Raw genomic sequence first — 20669 nt, 5'->3', positions numbered from 1 at the left:
AAAATGCGGCACGATCAGTTCTATCTAGCTGATATAACAGAATAAAACCTGAAACGTCATTGGCCGTCGCGCGAAATTCCGCATGGCGTTGTATCCGGCGTTGCGATAATCCGCACATATGGCGTTCCTGTCCGCTCCGATGCGTCGCTATCTTCGGCGCTATGCGATGCCCCTGCTGGGGGTTTTGCTGCTGACCGCCGGCGCGTCGCTGCTTCTCAGGGTCTATGCCCATCGCCAGGCGCTGGCCGCGCTCCACGCCGATGCCAGCCGGATCGCACGGCAACAGGAACGCTTGTTGAACAGCGAGCTGCAGCGTTTCCGGCTGTTGCCCATCGTGCTCGTCGAATATCCCGATCTGGGCGAAGCCTTGCGCGAGGGCACGGCGCAGGCGAGGGATCGACTCAACGCCAAGCTGCGCGGGCTGGCCGAGCGGACGGGCGCGCCGGTCATCTATGCGATTGATCCCCGGGGCCGGACGATCGCCGCGTCCAATGCCGGCGAGCGCGACAGCTTTGTCGGTCGCGACTACAGCTTCCGCCCCTATTTCCGTCAGGCGATGCGAACCGGCACGTCCGAATATTTCGCGCTCGGCAATACCAGCCATCGCCCCGGCCTGTTCCTCGCCCGTCGCATCGGCACGGCCGCAGCACCGGAGGGGGTCGTGGTCGTCAAGGTCGAGTTCCAGCGGCTGGTCCAGGCCTGGGCCAGTGACGCCGGGCAGAGCCTGCTGGTCGACGATCATGGCGTGGTGGTGGTCAGCACCGCCCCGCGCGCGAGTTTCACCGCGATCCGGCCCCTCTCGGCGGAGGCCCGCGCTGAGATCGCCGGTAGCCGCCAGTTCGGTGACACCATGCTGCGTCCCAGTCCCTATCGGATCGGCGGCCGCGAAGCGACCGACCGCGACGGCACCCGCTATATCCTCGGCATTACCCCGGCACCCTTGCCCCATTGGCAATTGATCCACCTGCTCCCCTCCAAACCCGCCTTGCGCGAGGCGGATAGTTGGGTGCGGTCGGCCACCGCGCTGGTGGCCGTGGCACTGTTCGGCCTGACGCTGCTGTTCATCTGGCGGCGGACCCGCGCCGAGCGCGCGGCACTGGCCCGCGAGGCCCTGGAGGAGGAGGTAGCGCGCCGCACCGCCGAACTTCGCGCCACCAACGACCAGCTGACCGTCGAGATCACCGAGCGAATCCGCGCCGACCAGCGTTTCCGCGCCGCCCGCGAGGAACTGGCGCAGGCCAATCGGCTGGGCTCGCTCGGCTCGATCACCGCAGGCGTCGCGCATGAGATCAACCAGCCGGTCGCCGCCATCCGCACCCTGGCGGACAATGCACGCACCTTCCTGTCGCGGACCCAGCCGGATAAGGCGGCGGGCAATCTGGCGACGATCGTCGAGTTGACCGAGCGGATCGGGACGATCGTCCAGGAAATGCGGCGCTTCGCCCGGCGCGGGGCGCATGGCCTGGGCCCGGTGTCGCTGGACGAGGTGCTGGACGGCACCATGCTGCTGATCGGCGACCGGTTCCGCACCGCCGGGGTCGCGCTGGAGCGGCCGAGCGGCCAGCCCTTGCCGATGGTCGTGGCGGGCCGCGTCCGGTTAGAGCAGGTGCTGGTCAATCTGCTTCAGAATGCGCTCGACGCGGTGGCGGGCTGCCCGGCCCCACGCGTGCGGCTGGTCGTGTCGCAGGGGCCCGACGGCGTCGACCTGACCGTCGAGGACAATGGACCGGGGCTGGACCCGGCGATCGCCTCGGAAATCTTTACGCCTTTCGTGACCGGCAAGCCCGACGGGCTGGGCCTGGGACTGGGCATCGCAAGGGACATCATGACGGAGTTTGGCGGCATGCTGGAGGTCATTTCTTCGGAACTGGGCGGGGCGGGCTTTCGCATCAGGATGCGCCGGGCATGAGCGAGGCGTTGCGCGTCCTGCTGGTCGATGACGACACCGTGCTGCGCCAGGCGCTGGCCCAGTCCTTCGAGCTGGCCGGGATCGATGTCGAGGCGCATGGTGATCCGCTGTCCGCGCTGGAGGCGATCACCGCCGACTTTCCGGGCATGGTGGTGTCCGACATCCGTATGCCGGGGATCGACGGGATCGAGCTGGCCCGGCGTGTGGCGGCGATCGATACCGAGATACCGGTGATCCTGATGACCGGGCATGGTGACGTGCCGATGGCGGTCGCCGCGCTGAAGCAGGGCGTGTTCGATTTCGTCGCCAAGCCGTTCGCCGCCGACCATCTGATCGCCAGTGCCGAGCGGGCGTTGGAGATGCGGCGGCTGGTCCTCGACAATCGGCGCCTGCGCCGTGCGGCGGAGGAGGCACAAGGCGCCTATCCGCTGATCGGCGAGACGCCGGTGATGATGCGCCTGCGCGACACGGTTCGCCAGGTCGCCCAGGCGGACGTCGATGTTTTGGTGGAGGGAGAAACCGGGACCGGCAAGGAGCTGGTCGCCCTGTTGCTTCACCGTTGGAGCGGGCGGCGGACTCGGCCCTTCGTCGCGGTCGACTGTGCCGCGCTGCCCGAGGCGATCGCCGAGGATGAGCTGTTCGGCCAGGCGCATGGCCGTCACCAGGGGCGCATTGCGGCGGCGCATCGCGGCACGCTGTTCCTCGATGAGGTGGACAGCATGGGCGCTGCGCTGCAGGGGCGGATGCTGCGTGTGGTGGAAGAGCGCGAGGTGCGGGCGATCGGGTCGGAAGACCCGCAGGTGCTGGACCTGCGTATCGTCGCGGCGGCCAAGTCCGATCTGGCGCAGGCGGTGGTCGAGGGGCGGTTCCGCGCCGACCTGCTCTATCGCCTGGATGCGGTCCGGCTGCGTGTTCCTCCACTGCGAGAGCGGCGTGCCGACGTGCCCCTGCTGTTCGCCCATTTCCTGCGCGAAGCGGCGGAGCGGTTCGGGCGGCCGGTGCCGATGATCGACGGAGCGATCCAGGCGCGACTGCTGTCGCATGACTGGCCCGGCAATGTCCGCGAGGTCCGCAATTATGCCAACCGCGTCGCGCTGGGCCTGTTCGGCGAGGCGCAGGAGGCTGGCGATCCCTTGCCGCTGCCGGAACGCGTCGAGCAGTTCGAGGGCGCGACGATCCGGTCGGTGCTGGAGGAGGTGGCGGGCGATGTTCGCGCCGCGCTCGCTATCCTGGGTATCCCGCGCAAGACCTTTTACGACAAGGTGGCCCGGCACGGCATCGACCTGAATGCCTATCGCCCGCAGCGTACCTGAACCCTGACCATTCCGCTTGACGGCGGAACGGGGGCGGGGGAGCATGACCGCCACGACGCCGACCATCGGCGCGGGGGTTTAGGAGAATGCCATGGAGGAGGCCGCAGACCGTCTGGCGCGCGATCCGCGCTATGTCGCGCTGGTGCGCAGGCGAGGGCGCTTTACCACGATCCTGACGGTGATCATGCTGATCGTCTATTTCGGCTTCGTCCTGACCATTGCGTTCGACAAGGCGTTGCTGGCCCGCTCGGTCAGCGGCGGCGCGACCAGCTGGGGCATTCCGGTCGGGCTGGGCGTCATCGGCCTGGCGATCGTGCTGACCGGACTATATGTCTGGCGGGCCAATCGCGACTTCGATCCGGTGATCGACGCGCTTCGTGCGGAATATGGCGCATGAGGGCGTGGTGTCTGGCGCTCGGTGCGCCGCTCGCTCTGTTGCTGCCGACCGCGGCGCAGGCCCATGCCATCGGTCCGGCGGTGCAGCAGGCGACGAACTGGACCGCGATCGGCATGTTCGCCGCCTTCGTCGCCCTGACGCTCGCCATCACCCGCTGGGCGGCAAGGCGGACGCGGACGGCCTCGGACTTCTACACGGCGGGCGGCGGCATCACCGGCTTTCAGAACGGTCTGGCGATTGCCGGGGATTTCATGTCGGCGGCGTCGTTCCTGGGCATCTCCGCGCAAATCTATGCCGATGGCTATGACGGGCTGATCTATTCGATCGGCTTCCTCGTCGGCTGGCCGATTCTATTGTTCCTGATGGCCGAGCGATTGCGCAATCTGGGGCGTTTCACCTTCGCCGATGTCGCCTCGTTCCGCTTCGCGCAGACGCCGGTGCGGATGGTCGCGGCCTGTTCGACGCTGCTGGTCGTCCTGTTCTACCTGATCGCGCAGATGGTGGGGGCTGGGCAGCTGATCCGGCTGCTCTTCGGCCTGCCCTATGGCTATGCGGTGATCATCGTCGGCGTGCTGATGACGATGTACGTCCTGTTCGGCGGCATGACGGCGACCACCTGGGTCCAGATCGTCAAGGCGATGATGCTGCTCGGTGCCGCCAGCTTCATGGCGATCGCGGTGCTGGCGCGTTTCGATTTCAGCCCCGAGGCGCTGTTCGCTCGGGCGGTCGACGTGAAGACGGCGCTTGCCGCCCTGGCCGGAGCTGGGCCCGACGAAGCCGTTGCCAAGGGGCGCGGGATCATGGGGCCGGGCGGGTTCATCAAGGACCCGGTGTCCGCGATCTCGATCGGGGCCGCGCTGATGTTTGGCACGGCCGGCCTGCCGCATATCCTGATGCGCTTCTTCACCGTGCCCAATGCCAAGGCGGCGCGCAGCTCGGTGCTGTGGGCGACGGGCTGGATCGGCTATTTCTATATCCTGACCTTCGTCATTGGGTTCGGGGCGATCGTGCTGGTGGCCACCGATCCTGGTTTCCTCGACGCTGACGGGGCGCTTCGGGGCGGCAGCAACATGGCGGCGATCCATCTGGCGCAGGCGGTCGGCGGCAACCTGTTCCTGGGCTTCATCTCGGCCGTGGCTTTTGCGACCATTTTGGCGGTGGTGGCGGGGCTAACCCTGTCCGGTGCCTCAGCGGTGAGCCATGATCTCTATGCGACGGTCATCAAGAAGGGGAAAGCGGACTCCGCGTCCGAACTGAAGGTGTCGCGGATCACGGTGCTGGTGCTCGCCGTCGTCGCGATCCTGCTCGGCATTTTGTTCGAGAAGCAGAACGTCGCCTTCATGGTCAGCCTGGCCTTCGCGCTGGCGGCGTCGGCAAACTTCCCGGTGCTGTTCCTGTCGCTGCTCTGGTCGGGTTGTACGACACGGGGCGTGGTCGCGGGCGGCTTGGTCGGGTTGCTGACCGCGCTGGTCCTGACGATCCTGTCGCCCGCCATCTGGGTGACCGTGTTGGGCCATGCCGCGCCGATCTTTCCGTATGGATCGCCGACCATCTTCTCGATGCCGCTGGCTTTCCTGACCATCTGGCTGGTGTCGATCACCGACAGCAGCGGCCGTGCGGCGGTCGACAAGGCTGGCTATCCGGCGCAGCGTGTGCGGTCCGAAACCGGTATCGGCGCGGCCTCCGCCCACGACCATTGAGTGCTTGGCCCGCTGTCCCTAAACGGGGCAGCGGGTACAGGTGGCGCGGCAATTCACCCGAGCCGAAATAGTAAATGATCCGTTAACACGACGCCATGCGACGTCGCCTCATCCTGACCAACGAAGCCGCCCGCCACCCTTTCCGGCGCTCGCTCCCGCCCCCTGCGCCGACGCGCAGCCGCCGGGACGACGACCAGGACCTGCGCCTGTTCGTCCTCAGCTTCACCGCCTTCTTCGTCTGTATCTACAGCTTCCTGTTCTGACCGGTCGCGCCCGGCCGGTCAGGCGGGCCTGACGCAGCCGTCGTCGCAGGCCCGGTGCAGGCGAAGCGCTAGCCAGGCCGAGACCAGGCACATGCCCGCGACGAGAAACAGCATGTCCTCCGGCGTGACGCCCGCCGCGCTGATCCCCAATACGGCGGCAGACCCGATGGTCATCGCAAAGCAGTTCACGATGTTGTTGGCCGCCACGGTCCGCGCCGTCTGGTCCTTTTCCACCGTGGTGGTCAGAAAGGCGTAGAGCGGCACGACGAACATGCCCCCGGTCGTCGCGATGGCGAGTAGCGTCGCCAGGATGCCGATCGCGCGCGGCTCCGCCAGAAAGGCCTGCCAGCTGTACAGGCCGCCATCGGGGGCCGGGGTCCAGTTGCGACAGAGGATCGAGAACAGGACGACGAAGGCGCCCATCGCGATGACCGAGACCGGCGAATAGCGCGCCGAAATCTCACCCTTCAGCATCGTGTTGATGACCACCGATCCGATCGCCACGCCGATCGAGAAGATCGCGATGGCCAGGCTGGCGACTTCCTTGTCGGCCGTCAGCACGTTCTTCACCAGCGGCGGGAAGACGATGATCAGGACCGACCCGATCGTCCAGAAAAAGCTGATCGCGACGATGGCCAAGAACAGCCTCCGGATATGCAGCGTCGCCGCGATCAGCCGCCAGGAGGCGGTGAAGGGATTGAAGTTCAGCTTGAGCGGCGGCCCCTCGCGCGGGGCGGGAGGCACCTGCCGCGCAGTGAACCAGCCCAATATCGCGACGACCAGAACGCCCCCGGCCGCGACCTCGATCGGCACCCAGCCTGCGACGACCGTTCCCAGCAGGATGGCGAGATAGGTCCCCGCCTCGACCAGGCCGGTGCCGCCCAGGATATCGTCGGGCTGCAGATGCTGGGGCAGGATCGCGTATTTGATCGGCCCGAAAAAGGTCGAATGAACGCCCAGCGCCAGCACGGTGCCCAGCATCAGGCCCAGGCCCAAATTGATATAGCCAGCCTTGGCGATCATCAGGCCAAGGGCTCCGACGATCATGATGCCGATCTCGGCCGTCTTCACGATGCGGATGATCCGCGCCTTGTCATGGCTGTCCGCCAGCTGTCCCGACAAGGCCGACAGCAGGACGAACGGCACGATCGACAGGCCGGTCGCCAACGCGTTGAAGTTCGCCTCCGCATGGGCGTCGTTGAAGATCGCATAGGTGGCGAACAACACCATCGACGTCTTGAACAGATTGTCGTTGAACGCGCCAAGGAACTGGGTGGTGAACAGCGGCAGGAACCGGCGCCGCTTGAGAAGCCCGAGGGCATTGAGCATAACGAAAAATGGCCCGATCGTGGCAACAGGATGACGCCAACATAACCATGCGGTGGCGCATCGCCAACCGGTTAAAGCGGTTTGTCATGCGCGAGGGAGCGGTTAGAAGGCGTCATGCTGACGCTGCCCAATCTGTTGACGCTTTCGCGAATCCTGGCCGTGCCGCTGCTCGCGGGGCTGTTGTGGCAGCCCGACTGGGCGCTGGGCTATGGCATCGCCTTTGTCCTCTACTGCCTGATGGGCATCACCGATTATTTCGATGGCTATCTGGCGCGGGCGCAGGGCGCGGTGTCGAAGCTGGGCGTCTTTCTCGACCCGATCGCGGACAAGATCATGGTGGCCTCGGTCATCCTGGTGCTGGTCGCGGTCCAAGTGCTGAGCGGGTGGAGCGTAGTCGCAGGGCTCGTCATCCTGCTGCGCGAGATTGCCGTGTCGGGCCTGCGCGAGTTCCTGGCGCAGCTCCAAGTGTCGGTCCCCGTCTCGCGGCTCGCCAAGTGGAAGACGACGCTGCAGCTCGTCGCGCTCGGCGGCCTGATCCTGGGCGGAGCATTGCCGGGCTGGCCGTGGTTGCACATCGCGGCGCTGGCGGCCCTGTGGGGTGCGGCGGTGCTGACCATCGTCACGGGCTGGGATTATCTGCGCGTCGGCCTCAAGCATATGGATAGCTGATGACGCTGACGATCCTGTATTTCGCCTGGGTTCGGGAACGGATCGGGCAGGCCGAGGAGTCGGTCACGCTTCCCCCGGAGGTCACGACGGTGGCGCAGCTGGTCCTTTGGCTGGCGGCTCGGGGCGGCGGCTATGCCGAGGCGATGGCCGAGCCCGAGCGGTTGCGCGCGGCGGTTGACCAGAATTTCGTCGGGCCCGAGGCGTCGATTTTCGGCGCGCGTGAGGTGGCGATCTTCCCGCCGGTGACCGGCGGATGATCCGCATTCTGGTATCGCGCGACGCCATCGATCTGGCGGGCGAGACGGAGCGGGTCGAGACCGGCGATGTCGGCGCGGTGGCGAGCTTTTGCGGCCTGGTGCGCGCGGATGACGGCGTCGACCAGCTGGAGCTGGAACATTATCCCGGCGCGACCGAGGCGGCGCTCGACCGCATCGCCCGCCTGGCGACCGAACGCTGGTCGCTTCAGGCGGCGACGATCGTCCACCGGGTCGGCCCGATGCGGCCGGGAGAGCGTATCGTCCTGGTCCTGACCGCCGCGCCGCATCGCCGCGATGCACTGGACGCCTGTGCCTATCTGATCGACCGGTTGAAGACCGATGCTCCGTTCTGGAAGCGCGAGACGCGGGGCGAAGAGGCCCGCTGGGTCGAAGCGCGGGAGAGCGACACGGCGGCGGCCGAGCGCTGGAACACCCAGGCACTATAAAAAAGGCGGAGCCGAAGCCCCGCCTTTCCCAGTTCGATCCTGTGGGACCGATCAGCCGATCTTGGGCACGTTGATGCCGTTGGTCAGGTGGACGACGCCATTGGTCGCATCCACATCGGCCTTGTCGACATAGGCCTTTTGACCGTTGACGTCGGTCAGCATGATATTGCCGTTCGGGCCCAGCTGCGCGGTCAGCGGCTGGCCCGCCAGCGTGGTCAGCGTTGCGGTGCCATTGCCCGCCGCGATCTGCGCCTTCAGCTGCTCGGCGGTCAGCTTGCCCGAGACGACATGGTATTTCAGGATCGTCGCCAGCACCGGCTTGTTCGCCGGCTTGCTCAGATTGTCGAGCGCGCCCGCAGGCATGCGGCTGAACGCCTCGTTGCTAGGGGCAAAGACAGTGAACGGGCCAGGGCCCGCCAGATCGGTATCCAGACCGGCAGTCGTCACCAGCTTGGCCAGCGTGCTGCGATCCGGGGTCGCGGCGAGAATCTGGACGACATTGCCGGTCGCGGCGGGCGTCGCGGTCGCCGGAGCGGCGGGCGTTGTGGCGGGGGCGGGCATCGTCTGGGCCGGAGCCGCCGGCGCCGTGGTGGTCTGGGCAACCGCCGCACCGGCGCTGGTCAGGGCGGTGGCGGTCGCGAGGATAGCAAGGGTCTTCAGCATGAAAGCATACTCCCGTTCTTCGGGCGGCGGAGCGAGGTCGCGTCGCGCCGCAGGTGGAAGGGCAGGCCAGCCGTTCGGCAACCGAAACGGCCGTCCTGCCGGGAGTAACGCACTTAATCGAGTTTTGGCACCAAGACACCATTGACGATGTGAATCACGCCGTTCGCCTGGGCCATATCGCCCGCCTCGACATAGCTCTTGTTGCCGCTGGCATCGGTCAGGGTGATGACCGACTGGGTCATGGTGACGGTCAGAGGCTCGCCCTGCACGGTCATCAGGGTCGCGGTGCCGTTGCCCGCCGCGATCCGCCGCTGGAGTTCCGCGACGCCGATCGTGCCCGGCACCATATGGAAACGGATCACCCGCACCAGCGATTCGCGGTTGGCGGGTTGCAGCAACTGGTCGAGCACGCCGGGAGCCAGGCGACCAAAGGCTTCGTTCGACGGCGCGAATACCGTGTAGGGACCGGGGCTTGCCAGCGTGGTGGCGAGGCCCGCCGCGCGCACCGCCGCCACGAAGGACGACAGCGATCCGGTGGCCGCCGCATTGTCCAGGATGGTCCGGGTCGGGGCCATGGGCTGGTCAGTCGGCGTAGGCATGGGGGCTTCCACGGGCGCCGTGACAGAGGGCGTGGCAGGCGCCTCGCGCTTATCCCGCCCGCCCGCGCAGCCGCCAAGGCTGACCAGGGCGATGATCGGCAACAGAACGATGGTGTGCCGTGCATTGAGGGTCATGGGCGAAATCTCCTTCGGATGGCTGGGGCGCTCAGGCCGCTTCGGCGAACACCTGAGCGAGCAGGCGGAAGTCCTTTTCGCGCGGGCTGGCGCGCCGCCAGACGAGCGCGATCTTGCGCACCGCATTTTCCGCGTCGAGCGGCCGGGCGGTGATGTTGGTATTGTCTAAAATGCCCGACTTCAGTGCCATCTCGGGCAGCATCGTCATGCCGAGGCCGTTGTCGACCATCTGGACGATCGTGTGGAGCGAGGTGCCCAGCATCGTCGCCTCGGCACGTAGTTCGGGCCGGTTGCAGGCGGCGAGCGCGTGATCCTTTAGGCAATGCCCGTCCTCCAGCAGCAGCAGCCGATTCTCGTCGATCGCGGCGGCCGGAATGGCGGCGGGCGGCGCATTATCGTCGTCCGTGGGGAAGGCAACGAACAGTCGGTCGTCGAACAGCGGCTCGGCCGTCACCTCTCCGCAGGCGAAGGGCAAGGCGAGCAGCACGCAGTCAGTGCGGCCATTGTGCAGACGCTCGCACGCCGGACCGCTCGGCTCCTCACGCAGGAACAGTTTCAGGTCAGGATAGTCGCGACGCAGGCGCGGCAGGATGCGGGGCAGCATGAAGGGCGCGATCGTCGGGATGACCGACATGCGCATCTCACCCGACAAGGGGCGCCCGGCCGCGCGGGCCATGTCGCCCAGCTCGTCCGCCTCGCGCAGAACACGCCGCGCCTTGTCGGCGATCCGTTCGCCCAGCGGCGTGAAGCGCACCACGCGCCGCGTCCGCTCGACCAACGTTACGCCGATCAGCGTCTCCAGCTCGCGCAGACCCGCCGACAGGGTCGACTGGGTGACGAAACATGCATCCGCCGCCCGGCCGAAATGGCCATGGTCCTGCAGCGCCACGAGATATTGCAGCTGTTTCAACGTCGGTAGGTAGGTCGCGGCCATTGATCGTCTCAGTCGATTGCGATCTGACAAATAGCTTGTTGGATTGATCGCGCCAGTCCCCATATCTGTCGCGGCAACGAATACAGGCGGACCACCGCCGATCGTTCGAGAGGATGGCTGAAGCCGAATTTTTTGAAGAAATGGAGGCTATTGCCATGTTGACCGTTGGAGACAAGCTCCCCGCATTCACCGTGCCCGTCCAGCAGGGCACCAACGCGCTGCCCGCCGGCGAGACGATCAGCGACACCTCCTATGAGGGCAAGTGGAAGGTCCTGTTCTACTGGCCGAAGGATTTCACTTTCGTCTGCCCGACCGAGATCGTCGGCTATGCGCAGCTGAAGGACGATTTCGCCGATCGTGACGCCGTGCTGATCGGCGCGTCGACCGACACCGCGCACGTCCATCTGGCATGGCGCAAGTCGGACCCCGATCTTGCCGCGGCCGACTTCCCCTGGATCGCGGACAATGGCCGCGTCCTGGCCGATGCGCTGGGCATCGTCGACAAGAATGAGCATGTCGCCTACCGCGCGACCTTCATCATCGATCCCGACAATGTCATCCAGCACGTCACGATCAACGGCCTGAACGTCGGACGTAACCCGCAGGAAACCCTGCGCGTTCTCGACGCGCTGCAGACCGACGAGCTGTGCCCGTGCAACTGGAACAAGGGCGACGACGTCCTCCAGCTCGCGGCCGAATAATCCCGTCCGTCCGGGGGGCGTTGCCGTCCCCCGGACCTCTATTCCCGACGCCCCGGCGAGGGTTGCCGATCCCCATGCGATCGGCGGCCCGGACTGGGGCGTCGTTTATCTGGAGCCCTTCTATGTCGCTCAAGGAATTTGCCGGGCAGCTGCCCGACTTCGCCAAGGACATTCGCCTGAATGTCGGATCGCTGCTGAACGAGGCGCTGTTGAACGATCAGCGCAAATACGGCCTGCTGCTCGCCTGTGCCCACGGCACCGGTCACAAGCCGCTGGTCGAGGCCGCCGAGGCGGAATGCGCGTCCAAGCTCTCGCCCGAGGCCGCCAATGCGGCGCGCGCGGCGGCGGCAGTGATGGCGATGAACAATGTCTATTACCGCTTCACGCATCTCGCTGGGAACCAGGAATATCGCAACCTGCCCGCCAAGCTGCGCATGAACGTCATCGCGTCGCCGGGCATCGACAAGGTTGATTTCGAGCTGTTCAGCCTCGCCGTGTCGGCGATCAACGGCTGCGGCATGTGCATCGATGCGCATGAGGCGGTGCTGAAGAAGGCCGGCGTCTCGGCCGAAATCATCCAGACCTCGGTCCGGATCGCCGCGGTGATGCAGGCGGTTGCGACCGTCCACGCGGCAACGGCGTAACACCGCTCCTCCCCCGGCACGGGGAGGGGGACCGCCGCGAAGCGGTGGTGGAGGGGGATAGCCGTAAAGTCCTGCGTGGCAAGCCCCCCCCTCCGTCAGGCCTGCGGCCTGCCACCTCCCCGTGCCGGGGAGGATTTACCGGAAAATCGCCTGATACAGCCCCCACAGGCTGGTCAGCGTCAGGATCACGCCGACCAGCGTTAGCAATGTCCGCGCAGGCACCCGCTTGGCCAGCATCGCTCCGAACGGCGCTGCACAAATGCCGCCGATCAGCAGGCCGACCGTCGCCATGGTGAACGCCCCCCAGCCCAGCTGGGTGATGAATGTTGCCGAGATCGTCGCGGTCAGGAAGAATTCGGCGGTGTTGACCGTTCCGATGGTGGTGCGCGGAGCCGCCCCCTGCGCCAGCAGGTTGGAGGTTACCACCGGACCCCAGCCGCCCCCGCCCGCCGCATCCAGGAAGCCGCCGATAAAGCCCAGCGGCTCCACCACCTTGGGTTCGCGGGTATGCGGCTTGTGACGCCATGCGCGGATCAGCAGATAGAGACCGATGGCGGTCAGATAGGCGAGGATGAAGGGCTTCACGACCGCCGCATCGATATTGGACAGGACATAGGCGCCCAGCGCCCCGCCGATCACGCCCGGGATCATCAGGCGCAGGAACAGCCGCCAGTTGACGTTGCGATGCACCGCATGACTGATCCCCGACACGGCGGTGGTGAAGGTCTCGACGCTGTGTACGCCCGCCGAGGCCGCCGCCGGGGGCACCCCTAGGCTGATGAGCAGGGTGTTGGAGATCACGCCGAACGCCATGCCCAGCGCGCCGTCGACGACTTGGGCGGCAAAGCCGACGCCCACAAAGGGTAGGATATGGATCAGCTCGCTACTCGTCGGGTCCATCATGTCTCCTTTAAGCCTTTCGGCTGGTCGGCCATGCCGTGTCGGGACCAACGCTGCAACAAAGATAGAGTTTGTCGCGCCGCATCGCCTGCTGCGACTATCTGGATTTCACGCCATACCGTGCCTAAATGCCGGTATCGCATCTGGGGACATGCTCATGCCGAGCCGATTGGCCGCCTATCTTGATTCGATCCGGGCTCGCGACCCGGCACCTCACTCACGTGCGGAGATCTTGCTGTATCCGGGCGTCTGGGCGCTGGCGGGCCACCGGGTCGCCCACCGCCTGTATAAAGCGCGGGCTTTCTTCCTGGCGCGGCTGGTCAATCACTTCACCCGCTTCGTGACCGCGATCGACATCCATCCCGGTGCGAAGATCGGCCGCAACTTCTTCATCGATCATGGCTTTGTCGTCATCGGCGAGACGGCGGAGATCGGCGATGACGTCACCATCTATCAGTGCGTGACGCTGGGTGGGACCAGCCCGGACAATGGCGTTGCGGGCAAGCGTCATCCGACCCTGATGGACGGCGCGATCGTCGGGTCCGGTGCTCAGGTCCTGGGCCCCATCACCGTGGGACCCAGAGCGCGGGTGGGCGCGAATGCCGTCGTGACGCGGGATGTGCCCGCAGGCGCAGTGATGGTCGGCATCCCCGCTCGCCCGACCGTGGTCGAGGGCGGCGCCGCGCCCGAACCCCGCTTCGTCCCCTATGGCACGCCGTGTTCCGAGGTCTTCGATCCGCAGACGCAGAAGATCGAGATGCTTCGCTGCGAGCTGGATACGATGCGGCGACGGCTGGACGCGGTTCTGGCCGAGCAGGAAGAGCGACGCGATCGGGCCTGATGGGGATCGTACCCTTTCCACGCGCAGTCGGGCAGGTCGGCTTCGAGCGGATCGAGCTGAACCGCATTCTCGATCTCTATGGCCGCATGGTGGCAGCGGGTCATTGGCGCGACTATGCGATGGACCTGGGAAAGGATGCGGCGGTCTTCTCGGCCTTTCGTCGCAGCGCCGAGCGGCCCGAGTACCGGATCGAGAAGCGTCCCGCGCTGCGCAACCGACAGGGCATGTGGGCATTGATCGGCGAGGGCGGCGCGGTGCTGAAGCGCGGACATGAACTGGGGCCGGTCCTCGCGCCGGTCGAGCGGCGGCTGATGAAGCTGGTCGAGGAATAAGAAAGGCGCCGGTCCCCTGAATGGGAACCGGCGCCGTCCTACAGCCGGGTGATGGGCTGGAGCTTACTTGCCACCACGCTGGCGGCACTGGTCATACTGACCCTTTTTGCAGATCGGATAGCTCTTCAGCGGCGCCGGGGCCGGATAGGCCTGTTCGGGCGTCGGCGCCTGCTTGAAGATGATCGGTGCGCCCGGCGCGGGCGGGGCGGCCATCGGCGGCTGGGCGGGCTGATAGCCGCCAGCGGTCATCGTCGCGGCGGAGGCAGCGGCATTGGCCTGCATCGAACCATTGGTCGTGTCGGTCGAGGTGCTGGTCTGCATCCCGGCCTGCGCCGTGGTATCGGTGGAGCCTGCCTGGGCCCCGGCCTGTGCCGTCGTGTCGGTCTGGGTCGTGGTCTGGGCCAGGGCGGGCGTCGCCATCAGCGCGGTGGCGGCAAGAAAAACGAGCTTCATGCGAATCTCCTATTCAGAAGCGCAAGTGCGTTAGCGCGGTGGGTGAACGCCCCATGCCGCACTTGGCTCCCTCGTTTCGCTTGCGACCCGATCCTGACGGATTTTTACCTCAGCCCCCGGCGTCGAGCGAATAGCCCGCCGAGCGGACCGTGCGGATGATGTCGGGCCGGTCGCCGATGTTGATCGCCTTGCGCAGGCGGCGGATATGCACGTCGACCGTCCGGCTCTCGATGTCCGAGTCGTGGCCCCACACCGCATCGAGCAGCCGCTCGCGCGAAAAGACCCAGCCGGGATGCTCCAGGAAATGCTTGAGCAGGCGGAATTCCGTGGGCCCGAGCGAGACGACTTCCCCGGCGCGGCGCACCTTGTGACCGACCGTATCCATCTCGATATCGGCATAGGTCAGTGCCTCGCCGGCCAAGGCAGGGCGGACACGCCGCAGCACCGCACCGACGCGGGCGACCAGTTCGCGCGGGGAAAAGGGCTTGGTGACATAATCGTCCGCCCCCGTCTCCAGCCCACGCACCCGGTCCTCTTCCTCACCGCGTGCGGTCAGCATGATGATCGGCACGTTCGCGGTTTCGGGCGAGCGACGCAGGCGGCGGCAGACCTCGATCCCCGAAATCCCCTCCACCATCCAGTCGAGCAGAACGATGTCCGGCGTGCTCTCGCGCGCCAGCAACAGGGCCTCCTCGCCGTCCGGCGTATGGGTGACCTCGAAATCCTCGCGCTTGAAATGGAAGACGAGCAGTTCCGCCAGCGCGGCATCGTCTTCGACCAGCAACATCTTTACGCGTGCCATGGTGCCTGTTCCCTCAAGAAGGCAGAGTGCCGCCGCGATCCCGTTCACCCATCTGGGTGCCGGTGGCGGCGAAATAGACCATCTCCGCGACGTTCGTCGCATGATCCCCGATCCGTTCGAGATTCTTGGCGATGAACAGCAGGTGCGCGACCTGTCCGATCGTCTTGGGATTCTCGACCATATGGGTGACGAGCGTGCGGAAGATGGAATCGTAGAAATCGTCGAGTGCGGTGTCGCTGTCGCGGACCCGCACCGCCGCCTCGGCGTCGCGCGCGGCAAAGGCGTCGAGCACGTCATGCACCATCGCCGAGGCGATCTTGGCCATGGCGGGCAGGATCGAGATGGGCTCGATCCGGTCCTCGCTTTCGATCATCGGCACGCGCTTGGCGATGTTCTTGGCATAGTCGCCGATGCGTTCGACGACGCTGGCGATCTTCAGGGCCGCGACGACTTCGCGCAGGTCGTTCGCCATCGGCGCGCGCAACGCGATGGTGCGCACGGCCAGCCGCTCGACCTCGGCCTCGATCAGGTCGATCGCCTTGTCGTCCTCGCGCACCTTGCGGGCGAGTTCCAGGTCGGAGCGTTGCAGCGCCTTGATCGCATTGGCGATCGCCTCCTCGGCCATCCCGCCCATCTGGCTGATGAGGCCGCGGAGACGCCCGATATCGTTGTCAAAGGCTTTTACGGTGTGGTCCATGATCCTCGTCCTCAGCCGTACCGGCCGGTAATATAGTCCTTCGTCCGTTCTTCCCGTGGGTTGGTGAAGATGTCGGACGTCTTTCCGTACTCGACGAGCGTGCCGAGGTGGAAAAAGGCGGTACGCTGGGAGACGCGGGCTGCCTGCTGCATGTTATGGGTGACGATCGCGATGGCATAGCGGCCGCGCAGGTCGTGGATCAGCTCCTCGATTCGCGCGGTCGCAATGGGATCGAGCGCGCTGCACGGCTCGTCCATCAGGATGACTTCGGGGTCGACCGCGATGGCGCGGGCGATGCACAGCCGCTGCTGCTGGCCGCCCGACAAGGCCGTGCCGCTTTCGGACAACCGGTCCTTCACCTCGGCCCACAGCCCGGCGCGGGTCAGCGAGCGTTCGACGATCATGTCCAGCTCGGCGCGCGAGGACGACAGACCGTGGATGCGCGGGCCATAGGCGACGTTTTCGTAGATCGACTTGGGGAAGGGGTTGGGCTTCTGGAACACCATGCCGACCCGCGCGCGCAGCTGCACCACGTCCATTTCGGGTGCATAGATATCCTGCCCGTCGAGCCGCACATCGCCCGAGACACGCGCCGACGCGATCGTGTCGTTCATCCGGTTGAGCGTGCGCAGAAAGGTCGACTTGCCGCAGCCCGAGGGGCCGATAAAGGCGATGACGTGATCCATGTCGACATCGATCGAGATGTCGTGGATCGCCTGCTTGGCGCCATAGGACACGCTGACGTTGCGCGCGCTTATCTTGGGGGTGCTCACCAGCGTGTCTCGAACCGATTGCGAAGGTAGATGGCCAGCCCGTTCATCGCGAGCAGGAAGACGAGAAGGACGATGATCGCGGCCGAGGTCTTTTCGATGAAGCCGCGGTCCACCTGATCGGACCAGAGGAAGATCTGTACCGGCAGCACCGTCGCCGGATCGGTCAGCCCCTGCGGCGGGGCGGCGATGAAGGCGCGCATACCGATCATCAGGAGCGGCGCGGTCTCACCCAGCGCGCGGGCCATGCCTATGATCGTGCCGGTCAGAATGCCGGGCAGGGCGAGCGGCAGGACGTGGTGGAAGATCACCTGCACCCGCGATGCCCCAATGGCCAGCGCAGCGTCTCGGATCGATGGCGGCACCGCCTTGATCGCGTTGCGCCCGGCGATGACGATCACCGGCATGGTCATCAGCGCCAGCGTCAGGCCGCCGACCAGCGGCGCCGAGCGGGGCAGGCCGAAGCTGCCCAGGAACACCGCCAAGCCCAACAGGCCGAAAATGATCGAGGGGACCGCCGCCAGATTGTTGATCGACACCTCGATGATATCGGTCCAGCGGTTCTTGGGCGCATATTCCTCCAGATAGAGCGCGGCAAGCACGCCGATGGGGAAGGCGAGCGCCAGCGTCACCAGCATGGTCAGCAGCGATCCCTTGGCCGCCCCCCAGATGCCGACCCGCGTCGGGTCGGTCGCATCGGCGTCGCGCAGGAAGCCCAGGTCCCAGCCGGTCGAAAGCACGCCTTGCGCCTGTAGCCGCGCGACGACGCGTTCGGCTTCCGGCGTACCCTCGCCCTTGGCCGCGACATCGTAACGGCTGGCGACCGGCAGCGCGAAGACGGTCGTGTGGTGGAGGATGGCCGGGTCCGCCTTGATGGCGTCGCGAACCACGATCCAGGCGCCCGGCGACAGCAGGTCCGATCCGATCGGCCCGAAGGCGGTCGTGGCGGCACCGTCGACCGCATTCTCTAGCCCCGCGCCCGCCAGTGCCAGGTCGGCACCACGCCCCTTCAACCGGGCCGGTTCGATCGGCAGTTCGGCGGCGGCCAGGTTGACCGGCAGGGTGACCCGCGTCTCGGTAAAGCCGCGCAGCCCCTGGGCCAGCATGGTGATGAGCAGGAAGGCTAGGAAAGCCGCCGACAGCGCGACCGCCGCGGCGCCCAGCCGCCGGAAGCGCCGCTCAGCCGCATAGCGCCGCCGCAGACGCCGGGTCATGGCCGGGCTGTCCCACCCGTGAGGCTTGGGGGCGGGCGGGTTATTCATAGCTTTCCCGATACCGCTTCACGACGCTGAGCGCGACGATGTTGAGGAGCAGGGTGATGATGAACAGCGTCAGGCCCAGCGCGAAGGCGGCCAGCGTCTTGGGGCTGTCGAACTCGGCCTCACCGGTCAGCAGGTCGACGATCTGGCGGGTGACGGTGGTCGTGCTGGCAAAGGGGTTGGCGGTCAGCGTCGCGACCCCGCTCGCCGCCATGACGACGATCATCGTCTCGCCGATCGCGCGGCTGACCGCGAGCAGGACGCCGCCGACCACGCCCGGAAGCGCGGCGGGCAGCATCACGCGGGTGATGGTTTCGGACGTCGTGGCGCCCATCGCAAGACTGCCGTCGCGCATCGCGCTGGGGACCGCAGCCAGGCTATCATCGGCCATGGACGAGACGAAGGGGATGATCATCACGCCCATGACGAGGCCTGCGGCCAATGCGCTTTCGGACGAGGCCCAGTCGATGCCGATGGCGACCGCGAACTGGCGGACGGCGGGTGCGACGGTCAGCGCGGCGAAATAGCCATACACGACGGTCGGAATGCCCGCGAGCACCTCCAGCACCGGCTTCATGATCCGGCGCGCGCGCGGGGCCGCATATTGCGTCAGGTAGATGGCGCTCATCAGGCCGAAGGGGATGGCGACCGCCATCGCGATCACCGCACCGATGAAGAAGGTGCCCCAGAACAGCGGCACCGCGCCGAGCGATGCGCCCGGATCGCGCGGGTCGATGACCTGCGGGCTCCAATGCGTGCCGAACAGGAAATCGGTGATCGGCACGACCGAGAAGAAGCGGCCTGCCTCATAGAGGAGCGAGGCGACGATTCCCGCCGTGGTCAGGATCGCGATCAGCGACGCGCCGAGCAGCAGTCCGAGCACCACTCGCTCGATCCGCGTCCGTGCCGAGAAATCGGGTCGGACGTGCAGATAGGCATAGGCCCCGCCCGCCAGCGCGAGCAGCAGGACGATGGCGGTCGCGATCCAGTCGAACCGGGTCTGTGCCCGGTCATAGGCCGGTGCGAGCGTGCGCGACAGGGCATGGAAGGCGCCGTGCGTCCGTCCCGCCGCCAGCGCGCGCGCTTCGGACAGGATGGCCGCCCGCTCGAACCCCGGCGGCGGCAGCTGCGCGGCGGCGGGCGTGGCGATCACCATTTCGGTGACCAGCGCGGGCGAGGTCGCGGCCCACACCGCCAGGAAGATCAGCGGCGGCACCACCGTCCACAGCGCGACATACCAGCCATGATGATGCGGCAGCGAGCTGACCCGCGCGACATGGCCGCGCCGAAAGCCCAGCGCGCGCATCCGGGTGCTGGCCCAGGCGATGACGCCCAGCCCGACGATCAGGATCAGGAGGATCGCGCCGTTCATGACGGCAGCTTTGCGGGATCGAGCGGAATTTCCCGCGCGATGATCGCCCGCGCCTGCGCCTCGACGGCGGCGGGCGAGGCGATTAGGCCGCGCCGGACAAGCGGTCCATCCTTGCCCCAATTGGCTGCATAGAGCCGCAGAAAGTCGCGCAGGCCGGGAATGGCATCCAGATGCGCCTTCTTCACATAGACATAGAGGGGGCGCGATCCCGGATACTGGTCGGCGGCGATGGCGGCATAGGTCGGCTTGACCCCGTTGATCGCCACGCCGTCTACCGTCTGGCGATTTTCCTCCAGATAGGAATAGCCGAAGACGCCCAGTGCGTCCGGGTTGGCCTGCAGCTTCTGGACGATCAGATTATCGTTCTCGCCCGCATCGATATAGGCCCCGTCGTCCCGCACCCGGGTGCACAGCATCCGATGCGCGTCGGGATCGCGGTGGCTGAGCGCGACCGCGCCCGGCTCGACCGCATCGCAGCCCTTCATCAGGATCAGCTCGGCCAGCGCGTCGCGGGTGCCGCTGGTCGCGGGCGGCCCATAGACCTGGATGGGAATGGCGGGCAGTGCCGGATTGACGTCGGCCCAGGTGCGTGCGTGGTTGGGCTTGCCACCGGGATGCGCCGACAACGCGCGGTAGAGGTCGACCGTGGTCAGCGCCATGCGCGGGCCGCGTTTGGATTCGGCAAAGGCGATGCCGTCGATACCGATCTGGATTTCAAGGATATCGGGCGCGCCGTGTGCGGCGCATTCGCGATACTCGCTCGCCTTCATCCGGCGTGAGGCATCCTCGATGTCGGGGTGCCCCGCACCGATCCCGGCGCAGAACAGCTTCATGCCCGCGCCCGTGCCGGTCGACTCGATCACCGGAGCCCGGGCACCGGGATCGGCCGCGACGAAGCGCTCCGCGATGATCGTGGTGAAGGGATAGACCGTCGAGGAGCCGACCGCCGTGATCTGCTCGCGCACGCCCGCGCCGCCGCCATTGGCCTGATCGTGGCAGGCCGTCAGCGCGAACATCGCGGCAAGAAGGCAGGGCAGGCGCATCATGTTCCTTGGAAGGGGGCGACCATCGTGGTTGCGAACCGGCGCTGCCATGCTCACCGGACCCCCGTGTGACATTTTTATTGTGTTTTTGTGACAGCGCCCTCGGAAACCGCTCGATCCGCATTTTTCAGCGCGGGCAACCGTACTGTGAAGGTCGTGCCTACTCCGACCTCGCTCGCAATCTCCAGCTTGCCGCGATGCCGCTCGACGATGTGCTTGACGATGGCGAGGCCCAGGCCGG

The 20669-nt window shown here is 66.6% G+C and carries 25 protein-coding genes; 12 read left to right on the top strand and 13 right to left on the bottom strand.

Annotated features, from left to right (window positions below; all coding sequences use genetic code 11):
- Positions 1 to 139: 139 nt before the first annotated feature.
- The 5 genes from SB4_RS13365 (at position 140) to SB4_RS20035 (ending at position 5582) form a co-directional block, all read left to right on the top strand.
- Complete coding sequence (locus SB4_RS13365; protein WP_058753000.1) at positions 140 to 1909, top strand: sensor histidine kinase; 1770 nt, start codon at positions 140 to 142, stop codon at positions 1907 to 1909.
- Positions 1906 to 3222, top strand: a complete 1317-nt coding sequence (locus SB4_RS13360; protein ID WP_058752950.1) for a sigma-54-dependent transcriptional regulator — start codon at positions 1906 to 1908, stop codon at positions 3220 to 3222. Before SB4_RS13365 ends, SB4_RS13360 begins: the two co-directional genes overlap by 4 nt.
- A 91-nt stretch (positions 3223 to 3313) precedes the next feature.
- On the top strand, positions 3314 to 3619 hold the full coding sequence (locus tag SB4_RS13355; protein WP_058752949.1) for a DUF485 domain-containing protein: 306 nt from the start codon (positions 3314 to 3316) through the stop codon (positions 3617 to 3619).
- Positions 3616 to 5319, top strand: a complete 1704-nt coding sequence (locus SB4_RS13350; protein ID WP_058752948.1) for a cation acetate symporter — start codon at positions 3616 to 3618, stop codon at positions 5317 to 5319. Before SB4_RS13355 ends, SB4_RS13350 begins: the two co-directional genes overlap by 4 nt.
- A 95-nt stretch (positions 5320 to 5414) precedes the next feature.
- Positions 5415 to 5582, top strand: coding sequence for a hypothetical protein (locus SB4_RS20035; RefSeq protein WP_193751657.1), 168 nt, complete (start codon positions 5415 to 5417; stop codon positions 5580 to 5582).
- A gap of 18 nt (positions 5583 to 5600) precedes the next feature.
- On the opposite strand, the gene SB4_RS13345 is transcribed toward SB4_RS20035, so the two are convergent.
- Positions 5601 to 6911, bottom strand: a complete 1311-nt coding sequence (locus tag SB4_RS13345) for an MFS transporter (protein WP_058752947.1) — start codon at positions 6909 to 6911, stop codon at positions 5601 to 5603.
- A gap of 114 nt (positions 6912 to 7025) precedes the next feature.
- Here SB4_RS13345 and pgsA point away from each other — a divergent pair, with 114 nt between their 5' ends.
- The 3 genes from pgsA to SB4_RS13330 are packed head-to-tail and all read left to right on the top strand — an operon-like array spanning position 7026 to position 8283.
- Positions 7026 to 7580, top strand: coding sequence for a CDP-diacylglycerol--glycerol-3-phosphate 3-phosphatidyltransferase (pgsA, locus tag SB4_RS13340; RefSeq protein WP_058733024.1), 555 nt, complete (start codon positions 7026 to 7028; stop codon positions 7578 to 7580).
- Positions 7580 to 7837 carry a molybdopterin converting factor subunit 1 gene (moaD, locus tag SB4_RS13335; RefSeq protein ID WP_058733025.1) on the top strand — a complete coding sequence of 86 codons (258 nt, stop codon included), beginning with the start codon at positions 7580 to 7582 and terminating at the stop codon, positions 7835 to 7837. The genes pgsA and moaD overlap by 1 nt, the downstream gene beginning before the upstream one ends.
- Positions 7834 to 8283 carry a molybdenum cofactor biosynthesis protein MoaE gene (locus SB4_RS13330; protein ID WP_058752946.1) on the top strand — a complete coding sequence of 150 codons (450 nt, stop codon included), beginning with the start codon at positions 7834 to 7836 and terminating at the stop codon, positions 8281 to 8283. Before moaD ends, SB4_RS13330 begins: the two co-directional genes overlap by 4 nt.
- Positions 8284 to 8334: 51 nt before the next feature.
- Here the strand turns inward: SB4_RS13330 and SB4_RS13325 are convergent, their stop codons facing one another.
- The 3 genes from SB4_RS13325 to SB4_RS13315 form a co-directional block, all read right to left on the bottom strand.
- Complete coding sequence (locus tag SB4_RS13325; protein WP_058752945.1) at positions 8335 to 8946, bottom strand: fasciclin domain-containing protein; 612 nt, start codon at positions 8944 to 8946, stop codon at positions 8335 to 8337.
- A 113-nt stretch (positions 8947 to 9059) separates the two neighbouring features.
- Positions 9060 to 9680: a fasciclin domain-containing protein gene (locus SB4_RS13320; protein WP_058733028.1), complete on the bottom strand. Its 621-nt coding sequence runs from the start codon at positions 9678 to 9680 to the stop codon at positions 9060 to 9062.
- Between the two features lie 31 nt (positions 9681 to 9711).
- Positions 9712 to 10614 carry a hydrogen peroxide-inducible genes activator gene (locus SB4_RS13315; protein WP_058733029.1) on the bottom strand — a complete coding sequence of 301 codons (903 nt, stop codon included), beginning with the start codon at positions 10612 to 10614 and terminating at the stop codon, positions 9712 to 9714.
- Positions 10615 to 10769: 155 nt separating this feature from the next.
- On the opposite strand from SB4_RS13315, the gene SB4_RS13310 reads away from it, so the two are divergent.
- Positions 10770 to 11315 (top strand): peroxiredoxin, encoded by a 546-nt coding sequence (locus SB4_RS13310; RefSeq protein ID WP_007403328.1) that lies wholly within the window; start codon positions 10770 to 10772, stop codon positions 11313 to 11315.
- Between the two features lie 122 nt (positions 11316 to 11437).
- Positions 11438 to 11959, top strand: coding sequence for an alkylhydroperoxidase, AhpD family (gene ahpD / locus SB4_RS13305; RefSeq protein WP_058733030.1), 522 nt, complete (start codon positions 11438 to 11440; stop codon positions 11957 to 11959).
- A 135-nt stretch (positions 11960 to 12094) separates the two neighbouring features.
- Here the strand turns inward: ahpD and SB4_RS13300 are convergent, their stop codons facing one another.
- Complete coding sequence (locus SB4_RS13300) at positions 12095 to 12859, bottom strand: sulfite exporter TauE/SafE family protein (protein WP_153002974.1); 765 nt, start codon at positions 12857 to 12859, stop codon at positions 12095 to 12097.
- A gap of 157 nt (positions 12860 to 13016) precedes the next feature.
- Between SB4_RS13300 and epsC the strand changes: the two genes are divergently transcribed.
- Positions 13017 to 13700, top strand: coding sequence for a serine O-acetyltransferase EpsC (gene epsC, locus SB4_RS13295; protein ID WP_058733037.1), 684 nt, complete (start codon positions 13017 to 13019; stop codon positions 13698 to 13700).
- Positions 13700 to 14032: a DUF2794 domain-containing protein gene (locus tag SB4_RS13290; RefSeq protein WP_058752944.1), complete on the top strand. Its 333-nt coding sequence runs from the start codon at positions 13700 to 13702 to the stop codon at positions 14030 to 14032. Before epsC ends, SB4_RS13290 begins: the two co-directional genes overlap by 1 nt.
- Before the next feature lie 63 nt (positions 14033 to 14095).
- Here SB4_RS13290 and SB4_RS13285 read toward each other — a convergent pair whose 3' ends face one another.
- The 8 genes from SB4_RS13285 to SB4_RS19025 form a co-directional block, all read right to left on the bottom strand.
- The gene (locus SB4_RS13285) at positions 14096 to 14485 is read right to left on the bottom strand and encodes a hypothetical protein (protein ID WP_058752943.1); all 390 of its coding nucleotides are present in this window, start codon (positions 14483 to 14485) and stop codon (positions 14096 to 14098) included.
- 109 nt (positions 14486 to 14594) lie between these two features.
- Positions 14595 to 15287: a phosphate regulon transcriptional regulator PhoB gene (gene phoB / locus SB4_RS13280; RefSeq protein WP_058715109.1), complete on the bottom strand. Its 693-nt coding sequence runs from the start codon at positions 15285 to 15287 to the stop codon at positions 14595 to 14597.
- 13 nt (positions 15288 to 15300) lie between these two features.
- Complete coding sequence (gene phoU / locus SB4_RS13275) at positions 15301 to 15984, bottom strand: phosphate signaling complex protein PhoU (RefSeq protein WP_193751658.1); 684 nt, start codon at positions 15982 to 15984, stop codon at positions 15301 to 15303.
- Between the two features lie 11 nt (positions 15985 to 15995).
- The gene (gene pstB / locus SB4_RS13270) at positions 15996 to 16760 is read right to left on the bottom strand and encodes a phosphate ABC transporter ATP-binding protein PstB (RefSeq protein WP_058715114.1); all 765 of its coding nucleotides are present in this window, start codon (positions 16758 to 16760) and stop codon (positions 15996 to 15998) included.
- A complete protein-coding gene (pstA, locus tag SB4_RS20385) occupies positions 16754 to 17968 on the bottom strand; it encodes a phosphate ABC transporter permease PstA (RefSeq protein WP_241488616.1) in 1215 nt (404 codons plus the stop codon). The genes pstB and pstA overlap by 7 nt, the downstream gene beginning before the upstream one ends.
- Before the next feature lie 40 nt (positions 17969 to 18008).
- Positions 18009 to 19385, bottom strand: coding sequence for a phosphate ABC transporter permease subunit PstC (pstC, locus tag SB4_RS13260; RefSeq protein ID WP_058752941.1), 1377 nt, complete (start codon positions 19383 to 19385; stop codon positions 18009 to 18011).
- On the bottom strand, positions 19382 to 20428 hold the full coding sequence (locus SB4_RS13255) for a substrate-binding domain-containing protein (protein WP_058752999.1): 1047 nt from the start codon (positions 20426 to 20428) through the stop codon (positions 19382 to 19384). Before SB4_RS13255 ends, pstC begins: the two co-directional genes overlap by 4 nt.
- 77 nt (positions 20429 to 20505) lie before the next feature.
- On the bottom strand, positions 20506 to 20669 hold a 164-nt coding region (locus SB4_RS19025), incomplete at its 5' end, for an ATP-binding protein (protein WP_241488619.1).

Origin of the sequence: Sphingomonas sanguinis (assembly GCF_001476905.1) — a bacterium.
In the GTDB taxonomy this organism is placed as follows: Bacteria; Pseudomonadota; Alphaproteobacteria; order Sphingomonadales; family Sphingomonadaceae; genus Sphingomonas; species Sphingomonas sanguinis_B.
The sequence above is the reverse complement of the archived record's forward strand: the minus strand, read 5'-3'. Positions and strand labels throughout refer to the sequence as shown.

What these genes read in the sequence shown, in the direction of transcription:
- SB4_RS13365 (WP_058753000.1), top strand. Translation starts at nt 140, where the DNA reads ATGCGTCGCTATCTTCGGCGCTATGCGATGCCCCTGCTGGGGGTTTTG.
- SB4_RS13360 (WP_058752950.1), top strand. Translation starts at nt 1,906, where the DNA reads ATGAGCGAGGCGTTGCGCGTCCTGCTGGTCGATGACGACACCGTGCTG.
- SB4_RS13355 (WP_058752949.1), top strand. Translation starts at nt 3,314, where the DNA reads ATGGAGGAGGCCGCAGACCGTCTGGCGCGCGATCCGCGCTATGTCGCG.
- SB4_RS13350 (WP_058752948.1), top strand. Translation starts at nt 3,616, where the DNA reads ATGAGGGCGTGGTGTCTGGCGCTCGGTGCGCCGCTCGCTCTGTTGCTG.
- SB4_RS20035 (WP_193751657.1), top strand. Translation starts at nt 5,415, where the DNA reads ATGCGACGTCGCCTCATCCTGACCAACGAAGCCGCCCGCCACCCTTTC.
- SB4_RS13345 (WP_058752947.1), bottom strand. Translation starts at nt 6,911, where the DNA reads ATGCTCAATGCCCTCGGGCTTCTCAAGCGGCGCCGGTTCCTGCCGCTG.
- pgsA (WP_058733024.1), top strand. Translation starts at nt 7,026, where the DNA reads ATGCTGACGCTGCCCAATCTGTTGACGCTTTCGCGAATCCTGGCCGTG.
- moaD (WP_058733025.1), top strand. Translation starts at nt 7,580, where the DNA reads ATGACGCTGACGATCCTGTATTTCGCCTGGGTTCGGGAACGGATCGGG.
- SB4_RS13330 (WP_058752946.1), top strand. Translation starts at nt 7,834, where the DNA reads ATGATCCGCATTCTGGTATCGCGCGACGCCATCGATCTGGCGGGCGAG.
- SB4_RS13325 (WP_058752945.1), bottom strand. Translation starts at nt 8,946, where the DNA reads ATGCTGAAGACCCTTGCTATCCTCGCGACCGCCACCGCCCTGACCAGC.
- SB4_RS13320 (WP_058733028.1), bottom strand. Translation starts at nt 9,680, where the DNA reads ATGACCCTCAATGCACGGCACACCATCGTTCTGTTGCCGATCATCGCC.
- SB4_RS13315 (WP_058733029.1), bottom strand. Translation starts at nt 10,614, where the DNA reads ATGGCCGCGACCTACCTACCGACGTTGAAACAGCTGCAATATCTCGTG.
- SB4_RS13310 (WP_007403328.1), top strand. Translation starts at nt 10,770, where the DNA reads ATGTTGACCGTTGGAGACAAGCTCCCCGCATTCACCGTGCCCGTCCAG.
- ahpD (WP_058733030.1), top strand. Translation starts at nt 11,438, where the DNA reads ATGTCGCTCAAGGAATTTGCCGGGCAGCTGCCCGACTTCGCCAAGGAC.
- SB4_RS13300 (WP_153002974.1), bottom strand. Translation starts at nt 12,859, where the DNA reads ATGGACCCGACGAGTAGCGAGCTGATCCATATCCTACCCTTTGTGGGC.
- epsC (WP_058733037.1), top strand. Translation starts at nt 13,017, where the DNA reads ATGCCGAGCCGATTGGCCGCCTATCTTGATTCGATCCGGGCTCGCGAC.
- SB4_RS13290 (WP_058752944.1), top strand. Translation starts at nt 13,700, where the DNA reads ATGGGGATCGTACCCTTTCCACGCGCAGTCGGGCAGGTCGGCTTCGAG.
- SB4_RS13285 (WP_058752943.1), bottom strand. Translation starts at nt 14,485, where the DNA reads ATGAAGCTCGTTTTTCTTGCCGCCACCGCGCTGATGGCGACGCCCGCC.
- phoB (WP_058715109.1), bottom strand. Translation starts at nt 15,287, where the DNA reads ATGGCACGCGTAAAGATGTTGCTGGTCGAAGACGATGCCGCGCTGGCG.
- phoU (WP_193751658.1), bottom strand. Translation starts at nt 15,984, where the DNA reads ATGGACCACACCGTAAAAGCCTTTGACAACGATATCGGGCGTCTCCGC.
- pstA (WP_241488616.1), bottom strand. Translation starts at nt 17,968, where the DNA reads ATGACCCGGCGTCTGCGGCGGCGCTATGCGGCTGAGCGGCGCTTCCGG.
- pstC (WP_058752941.1), bottom strand. Translation starts at nt 19,385, where the DNA reads ATGAACGGCGCGATCCTCCTGATCCTGATCGTCGGGCTGGGCGTCATC.
- SB4_RS13255 (WP_058752999.1), bottom strand. Translation starts at nt 20,428, where the DNA reads ATGCGCCTGCCCTGCCTTCTTGCCGCGATGTTCGCGCTGACGGCCTGC.